Genomic DNA, 8,037 nt, shown 5'->3' with positions numbered 1-8,037 from the left:
TGATAGCGTTCGCGATAAGTGTGCTAGCATTAGAAGCATCCGGATTAATCTGCTCGGTACTCCAGCCCGCGAAGCCGTAGCCGGTGCGCTTGAAGTTGCTGGGCCATAAAGTAGTATTTCCTCCTCCCCATGATTGATTGCTCATGCTACCGGTACCACCGTTCGCATTGTAGGTAATAGTCGGATCTGGCTCCGCTTCTCCGACGACGACTCGGTCACCACGGAGACCGATGTGGACAGTGCGCTGGCGCGATTGCGGCGCGGTGGTCCGGGGTCCGAGCGGTGGCGGCGGGAAGCCCGCAGGCTCAGCCGGCTGGTGCACGGGGAGCCGGGCGGGCAGGACCTCGCCGAGGTGGTCGCGCTCGCGCATCCGGAACGGCTCGCCCGCCGCAGGTCCGCGGACTCGCCGGTGTACCTGATGGCCTCCGGAACCGCCGTCGAAGCGCCCGCGGCACTGCGGCACTGCGAATGGCTCGCGGTCGCGGTCGCCGATCGCACGCCCGGCCACGCGCACGGCACGGTCCGCTTGGCGGCTCCGGCCGATGAAGAACTGGCCCGGCGGGTCGGCGCACCGCTGCTGAAGGATCGGCGGACCGTCGAGTGGGCCGACGGCGATGTTCGCGCGGTGCAAGAGGAAACGCTCGGTGCGATCACGCTGCAGAGCCGTCCACTGCGCGATCCCGACCCCGCGCAGGTGCGGTCGGCCCTGCTCGACGGGTTGCGCACGGCCGGTCTCGGACTGCTGCACTGGACCAAGGACGCCGAGCGGTTGCGCGACCGGCTGGCTTTCCTGCACATCGCGATCGGCGATCCTTGGCCCGCGGTCGACGATGCGGCACTGCTGTCCGAAGTGGACCACTGGCTGGAGCCCGAACTGTCCCGTGCGGGCAAGCGCGCGGACCTCGAACGCATCTCCGCGGCCGCCGGGCTGCGCAGGCTCGTCCCGTGGTCGCAGGCCGCGCGGTTCGACGAACTGGCTCCGGACACCGTCGAAGTGCCGTCCGGTTCGCAGGTCCGCATCGACTACTCCGGCGACGTACCTGCGCTGCCGGTGAAGTTGCAGGAGGTCTTCGGCTGGCGCCGGGTGCCGGAACTCGCCGACGGGCGCGTTGCGCTGGTGCTGCAGCTGCTTTCCCCGGCCGGGCGGCCCGCCGCGGTCACCTCCGACCTCGAATCGTTCTGGGCCAACGGCTACCCGCAGGTCCGCGCCGAGTTGCGCGGCCGCTACCCGAAGCACCCGTGGCCGGACGACCCCACGACCGCCGCCCCGACGGGCCGCACCAAGAATCGCCGATGAGCACCCGCGGCGGTGCGGGTTGCGTAGCCGCCGGAAGCGGCTTGCGCCGCTTGGAAAACCCCGAGCTCGGTTCCAAGACATGCGTTCACATCTCGCTGGCACCCGCTCTGATCGCCTGCCGGATCCGGAAGTAGGTGCCGCAGCGGCAGATGTTGCGGATGCCGTCGATGTCCGAGTCGGTGATCTCACGGCCCTCCGCGGCGACCCGGCGCACCAGGGCCACGGCGGCCATGATCTGGCCGGGCTGGCAGTAGCCGCACTGCACGACGTCCTGCTCCAGCCAGGCTTCCTGCATCGGGTGCAACTCGGCGTCCACTGTGGCCGGAAGTCCTTCGATGGTGGTGACCTCGTCGGTGGGCGAGAGCTCGCCGACGGGGATCGCGCAGGGGTTCACGGCCTTGCCGTTGACGTGGCTCGTGCACGCCTTGCAGACGTTGATGCCGCAGCCGTACTTCGGCCCGTGCACGCCGAGCAGATCGCGCAGCACCCAGAGCAACCGCACGTCATCTGCGGTGGTGACGGTGACCTGCTCGCCGTTGAGGCGAAAAGTGTGTTCAGGCAAGGACGCTCCTCAGCGTGCGTGCTCCAGCCCGTCCGTCGGCGACTCGGGAACGGGCGGCACCGCGGGTTTGGGGGTGAACAAAAGCGTGTCGTGGTTGATCGGGAAGCGGGTGGGCTGCGTGCCGGTGGCGCGGCCGTAGGCGCAGGCGACCGCGGACATCGCCGCTGCCACGCCGAGTTCGCCCGCCCCGCCCGGTTCTCCGGTGGTGTCCGGCATGATCTCGACGTGCAGGTCGAACGGCACGTTCCACTGCCGGGTGTAGAAGTAGTTGTCCCAGCTGGCTTCGAGGAAGTGGCCATCGCGCAGGTGCAGGCTGGAAGTCAGCGCCAGCGCGATGCCGTCCATGATGCCGCCCATCATCTGCGCCTCGAGCCCGCGCGGATTGATCACCAGGCCCGCGTCGACGGCGAAGACGACCCGGGTGACGCGCGGTCCGGCCACGCCGTCGCGGATCGGCCGGTCGACGGTGCCGGGACGGCAATCGATCTCCACCAGCGCCGCGGTGACCCCGCGGTACTCGGCGTGGAAGGCGATCCCCTGCGCGGTCCCTGCGGGCATCGGCCGACCCCAGTCCCCGAGTTCGGCGGCCTTGGCCAGCACCGCGCGGGAACGGTCGTCCTGGACGAAGTCGTGCCGGAACCGGTAAGGATCTTCGCCCAGTTTCGCCGCGAGCCGGTCGACGACGAGCTCGCGGGCGCAGGTGACGTCCGGTGAGTAGACGTTGCGCATGCTGCCGGTGTTGAAGCCCTTGTCGGTCTCGCACAGCAACTGGCTGCTCGACCCGAACTCGTAGGGCAGTGAGACGCTGAGCTGGAACATCGTTTCGGAAAAGCCGATGTCTCCGACCGGGAGCTTGCCCACCATCGCGGTGATGATCTCGCCCAGCCCGTGACTCCAGTCGGTCGAAACGCTGGTGTGCCGCTGCTCGTACCCGAGCACGCTGCGCCCGGAGTGGGCCAGGCGCACCCGCGAGATCGCCATCGGGTGCGTGCGGCCCTGCCGGGAGTCGTCGGCGCGGTGCCACATCAGCTTGACCGGTTTGCCCACCGCCCGGGAGATCTCGGCGGCCTCCCGCGCGGCGTCGAAGAACAGCTTGCGCCCGAAGGAACCGCCGCCCTCGGTGACGTGCACCCGCACCGCGCCGACGGGCATGCCGAGGTCGGCGGCGATGGTCTGCTGGGCCACGATCGGGGATTTCAGGCAGGACCAGATATCGGCCCGGTCCCGGCGCACGTCGGCGACCGCGCAATTCGGTTCCAGCGCGCTGTTGCTGCGGAACTGGAACGTGAATTCCGCCTCCACTGTGGACGCCAGCGGTGGTGGGCCGAGCGGTGCCTCGGCGGCTCGCAGCTCCGCCAGCACGCTGTCGTCGGATTTCCCTTCCGCGGTACCGGGTTTCCAGGCCACTTCGAGCGCGCGCACGGCGTCGATGCACTGCCCGAAGGTCTCCGCCCGCACCGCGACTCCGGTGGAGATGACCGCGACATCGGTCACTCCGGGCATGGTGCGGACTTCGGCCAGGTTGGACGCGGCCGCGACCGACCCGTTGATCGTGGGCGGCCGGCAGACCATCGCGGGCATGGCCCCCGGGACGTCGAGGTCCATGGCGAACTTCTTGCGCCCGGTCACAGCCGCGAGCCCGTCGACGCGGTTGTGCGGGGTGCCGATGACGGTGTGCTGCTCGCGCGGGCCGAGTTCGACCGCGACCTGCCGGTCCCGGGTGCTCGCGGCCTTTTCCGCGAAGGCGCCGATGTCCGCGGCGGCGCCCGAGGCGGCCGTGATCATTCCGTCGCGCAACGTCAGATCTTGCGCTGCGGCACCGAATTCGGCCGCCGCGACCGCCAGCAGCCGCTCGCGGGCCAGCGCGGCGGCGACCCGGATCGGCCGGTAGGTCGCGATTGTCGTGTTGGAACCGCCGGTGAGCTGGTTGAACACCAGCTCAGGGCGCGCATCGGCGAGCGTGTCGCGAACCCGCTCGACCGGCACGCGCAGCTCTTCGGCGATCAGCATGCTCGTCGAAGTGGTGATGCCCTGGCCGACTTCCGCCCGCGGCAGCGCGAACGAGACCGTGCCGTCCTCGCCGACCTCGACCGTGATCAGGTGCGAGGTCGGCGCCGCCGCCACGGTCATCAGGTCGTTCGCGTCGAAGATCTCCGCGAGCGCCGGTGACGGCAGCTGCGCGTCGGCGGTGCCCGCGCCGCCGAGTTCGGCGGCCGCGACCAGCGTCGGCGCCGCCAGCAGGTATCCGAGGAACCGCCGCCTGCCGACGACGTGCCCGCCGGGCTCCGGCTCGGGCGGAAGATCGTTGCTCATCGGGGACTCCCTTCGCCGGCGAGGCAGCTCGCAGGCGTCGCACCGCGACGACGATCGATGCCGGGTTGCGGTCCATCGGCATCGATCTCGCCGCTGTCGGTTCCGCTCTCCTCCCGCTGCGACCTGCGATCGCGCGAGTCGTCCGTTGTGGACTCAGGAAGGCCGGTTTCCGGTGGGGATCGAGATGCTGATCGGGTAGTCCCCTTTGGACAGGAACAGCAGGACCGCCTGCCGGATGATCTCGTCGAACGCCCAGTAGACCTGGTCGGTGCCGGGGAAGACGTCGAGCAGGCCTTCGCGGACGGCGATGAACGGGCCCCAGAACGTTTTCAGCAACGGGTCCCAGACCGGCTCCGGCGGGATCATCAGCCACTCGGCGACCTGATCGCCGAGCATGAACCGGGTCAGCGCGCCGATGACCGGCCTGCTCAGGATGGTGCCGTCGATCTCCTTGCCGAAGTCCATCAGGATGTCGGCCAGGTTGACACCTTCGGCCGTCGGCGCCAGCACCGGCGTGAGCACCTGATCGGCCTGCGAGTTCGCCTCGTCCCAGGAAGCCGGGATGTACTCGTCGTCGATGCCGAGCATGTGCGCGCACATCTGCCACGAGTGCAGGTACGCCTCGGACTCCTCGACCGGGATCGGCACCTGCCACTCGACCATCTTCCGGTTGACCGTCGTGGCCAGGCTGTGCCAGGTGACCATCATGTCCGCTTGGCTGATCGGGATGTCCTCGGGCGCGACCTGGCTCCAGTGCGGCGACTTCGGCAGCAGGTTGCGCACGCCGGCGTGGGTGAGCCGGGTCTTGACGCAGGTGACGATCATCTCGCCGTCGTCGGCGTAGGCGTTCGGGGTGCCGATGTCGTATCCGAGCTTGGCGGTCTTGGTGATGCGGTCCTTCATGTTGGCCCCGCCGTAGGAGTGGTAGACCGCCCGCGCCTCCTTCGGGATGACCGTGCTCATCATGCCGCTGGCCATCCCGTACAGGACGCCGAGGTAGAGCCCGCGCTTCTCGTTGAACTGGTACGCGAGGTCGAGCTTGCGGTCGTCGACCCACTCCGGGCGCTGCCGGGCGTTCTCGATGAAGTCGCGCAGCTCGGCGGGAAGCCCCTTCGGCAGCTCCTGGCCGTTCTTGGTCCACTGCGCCAGCAGCTCGTTGACCCTGGGCACTGCACCGCGGTCGAGCAGCGAGCCGACCAGCGGGTCGGCCACCTCGTCCCAGACCCACCTCGGGTCGGCACCGGTGCCGGTGCCCACGACCGAACCGCTCGGCGACCACGTCCACGCCGCCGCGGGGCTGGCCATGCCCAGTGCGCCGAGCGCGCCCAAGGCACCACCGGAAGCCAATAATTTGCGCCTGCTGAGTTCGCTCATTTCCTGAACTCCTCCTTGAGTTCCACGGATTGCGAAATTTGCGGAAATCGAAGGTCCTCATCGCGCGAGAACCAGCGGAATGACCAGTGCGCACGGCGTCGTGCGGGCGAAAAGGTCCGGCGAATCGCCGGAAGGGCCCGCTGCGGAGCGCTCGAACGGACCTACGTGCTCACCTGGGACGGTTGATCGTGGGGATATCGATCTTCGTTTCCTTGCCCTTGGTGAGGTAGAAGAGGATGTACTGGCGCGCGGCTTCGTCGATGGTCCAGGCGACTTCGGGCACCGCGGGCAGCGGAACGAGGTTCTCCCGGAACTTCACCAGCAGCGGCCACGCCTCGCTGATCAGCGGTTCCCAGACCGGCTCCCGCGGGATCGCGTCCCAATCGGCGACCTGATCGCCCACCAGGTACCTGGCCAGGGCGTTGCACAGCGGCCGGGTGACCCCGAGCGGCGGGCTGGTCTGCTCGGCGAGCTGGCCCAGCAGGACGTCGGTCAGCTCGACGCCTTCCGGCGTCGTACCCATCTTCCGGCCGAGGACCTGGTCGGACTGGGCGTAGGCGGCGTTCCAGGTGGCGGGGATGTACTCCTCGCGGATGCCGAGCAGATAGGCGGTCACCTGCCAGACGTGCAGGTACGCGTCGGACTCGGCCCGGGTGATCGGCACGCCCCAGTCGAGCATCCGGCGCATCGCGAAGGTCGGCAGCGTGTGCCAGGTGACGAGCATGTCCTCCTGGCTGATCGGGATCCGCTGGCCGCCGCTGGTCTGCTTCCAGCCGGGGGACTGCTGCAGCAGGTGCCGCACGGCCGCGTGCACCAGCCGGGTCTTGACCGCTTCCACCACGACGGACCCGTCGGGCCGGTAGGCGTTCGGGTCGCCGACGGCGAATCCCAGGATGCTCGTCTTGGCGACGCGGTCCTCCATGTCCGCGCCGCCCTTGGAGTAGTAGACCGCGCGGGCTTCCTTCGGGATGGCGGTGCTCAACATGCCGCCGCCGACCCCGTTGAGCAGGTTGAGGTAGATCCCCCTGGACTTGTTGAACTCCGCCGCGAGCTCCAGCTTCCGCTGGTCCGCCCATGGCGGCAGCTGGCGCGCCCGTTCCATGAACGCCCGCAGGTCCTGCGGGAGCTCGCGCGGCAGCTCCTGGTCGTTGCGCGTCCAGTCCCACAACAGGCGGTTGACCTCGGGCACGTCGTCCCGATCGAGCAGCGACGCGAGCAGCGGGTCGGCCTCCTGGTCCCAGACCCAGCTCGGGTCGGCGCCCGCCCCGGTGCCCGCGATCGAACCGCTCGGCGACCACGTCCACGCCATCGCGGGCGATGCCATGCCCAGCGCGCCCAACGCGCCCAGGGCTCCGCCGGAAGCCAACACCTTGCGTCTGCTGAATTCATTCATGTCCTGATCCTTGAGCCCGGGAACAGCTGGTTGATACGGTGATACACGAACCAGATCGGCGTATCATAGGGAAGCACAAGACGATCCCGAACACCAGCCCCCGAAGCCGATCCCGTTTAGAATTCCGTCCGCACCGGAAATCGACAGATCGCCCGTAACTGCGATGCGGCGAACAGCAGCGGGGCCAGAAAGAGCATTCGCACTGCACCGGCTCCAGGCCACGCGAACCGCGTGCGCCGTGCGGCCAGGGCCGCCGGTAGCGAGAAACCCGACCGGAACGGCCGCGGGCTTTCCGGCACCAGCCATGGGCACCGGGTCCTTCCCGGGCGCCGAGGAAGGACACCGTGGAACCTGTACCGTCCGGCTGCATGACGCCGCAGGACTCGGACTCGCTGCTGGAACGCGCGTTCGCCGAGGCCGACGACCCCGTCGAGGACACCGACGAGACCACTGCGCGCCTGCTCGACGCCGCGTACGAGCAGTTCTGCCGAATGGGCATCCGCCGATCCACGATGGAGGACGTGGCGCGCCGCGCCGGGGTCTCCAGGATCACCGTCTACCGCCGGTTCACCACCAAGGACGCGCTGGTCGAGCACGTGGTGCGCCGCGAGTTCCGCTGGTACTTCGACCGGTTCCGCACCGACATCGCGCAGGCCGCGACCGCCGCCGACCGGGTCGAGCTCGGATTCGCCAGCGCGCTGCGCGCCATCCGCGGCAATCCGCTGATCGGCGGCCTGATGGAGGCCGAGCCGGACCTGCTGGTGCCCTCGATGATCAACGACGGCGGCCGGACCTTGGCCACCGTGCGGCGATTCCTGGCAGGCCAGCTCCGGCACGAACAGGCCACCGGCCACGTCGCCGCGGCGGTCGACGTGGACCTCGTCGCCGAGATGATGGTCCGCGTCTCGGCGTCGTTCCTGGTCATTCCCAGCGAGCTCGTCGACATCGACGACGACGAGCAGGTCCGCGCCGTCGCCCGCCGGTTCCTGGTGCCGTTGCTGGAACCGTCCGCGCCCTGACCCGCGGCGCGCGCACGGCTCAGGGCGCGGGAACCCGCGCGTCCTCCGGAACGGCCTGCAGATCGCCGCGCCGGTCCGG

At 69.3% G+C, this 8,037-nt stretch carries 7 protein-coding genes; 2 read left to right on the top strand and 5 right to left on the bottom strand.

Annotated elements, in window-relative coordinates:
• The coding region (locus IJH84_RS29365; RefSeq protein ID WP_367269079.1) for an InlB B-repeat-containing protein at positions 1-322 on the bottom strand (322 nt) is incomplete at its 3' end.
• Here IJH84_RS29365 and IJH84_RS23075 point away from each other — a divergent pair.
• Complete coding sequence (locus tag IJH84_RS23075; RefSeq protein ID WP_367269078.1) at positions 233-1,297, top strand: ATP-dependent helicase C-terminal domain-containing protein; 1,065 nt, start codon at positions 233-235, stop codon at positions 1,295-1,297. The genes IJH84_RS29365 and IJH84_RS23075 overlap by 90 nt on opposite strands.
• Before the next feature lie 85 nt (positions 1,298-1,382).
• On the opposite strand, the gene IJH84_RS23070 is transcribed toward IJH84_RS23075, so the two are convergent.
• From IJH84_RS23070 to IJH84_RS23055, 4 genes are all read right to left on the bottom strand, one after another.
• Entirely contained in the window at positions 1,383-1,859 is a 477-nt protein-coding gene (locus IJH84_RS23070; protein WP_200069620.1) for a (2Fe-2S)-binding protein, read from the bottom strand.
• Between the two features lie 9 nt (positions 1,860-1,868).
• On the bottom strand, positions 1,869-4,172 hold the full coding sequence (locus IJH84_RS23065) for a molybdopterin cofactor-binding domain-containing protein (protein WP_295148928.1): 2,304 nt from the start codon (positions 4,170-4,172) through the stop codon (positions 1,869-1,871).
• Between the two features lie 153 nt (positions 4,173-4,325).
• Positions 4,326-5,546 (bottom strand): oxygenase MpaB family protein, encoded by a 1,221-nt coding sequence (locus IJH84_RS23060; protein WP_200069618.1) that lies wholly within the window; start codon positions 5,544-5,546, stop codon positions 4,326-4,328.
• A gap of 169 nt (positions 5,547-5,715) precedes the next feature.
• Entirely contained in the window at positions 5,716-6,939 is a 1,224-nt protein-coding gene (locus IJH84_RS23055; protein ID WP_295148923.1) for an oxygenase MpaB family protein, read from the bottom strand.
• 368 nt (positions 6,940-7,307) lie between these two features.
• Between IJH84_RS23055 and IJH84_RS23050 the strand changes: the two genes are divergently transcribed.
• Entirely contained in the window at positions 7,308-7,958 is a 651-nt protein-coding gene (locus IJH84_RS23050; RefSeq protein WP_295148920.1) for a TetR/AcrR family transcriptional regulator, read from the top strand.
• The last annotated feature ends 79 nt before the right edge of the window (positions 7,959-8,037 follow it).

The organism is Saccharopolyspora sp., assembly GCF_017434145.1.
In the GTDB taxonomy this organism is placed as follows: domain Bacteria; phylum Actinomycetota; class Actinomycetes; order Mycobacteriales; family Pseudonocardiaceae; genus Saccharopolyspora_C; species Saccharopolyspora_C galaxeae.
Note: the sequence above shows the minus strand (reverse complement) of the source record. Positions and strands in the feature narration are given on the sequence as shown.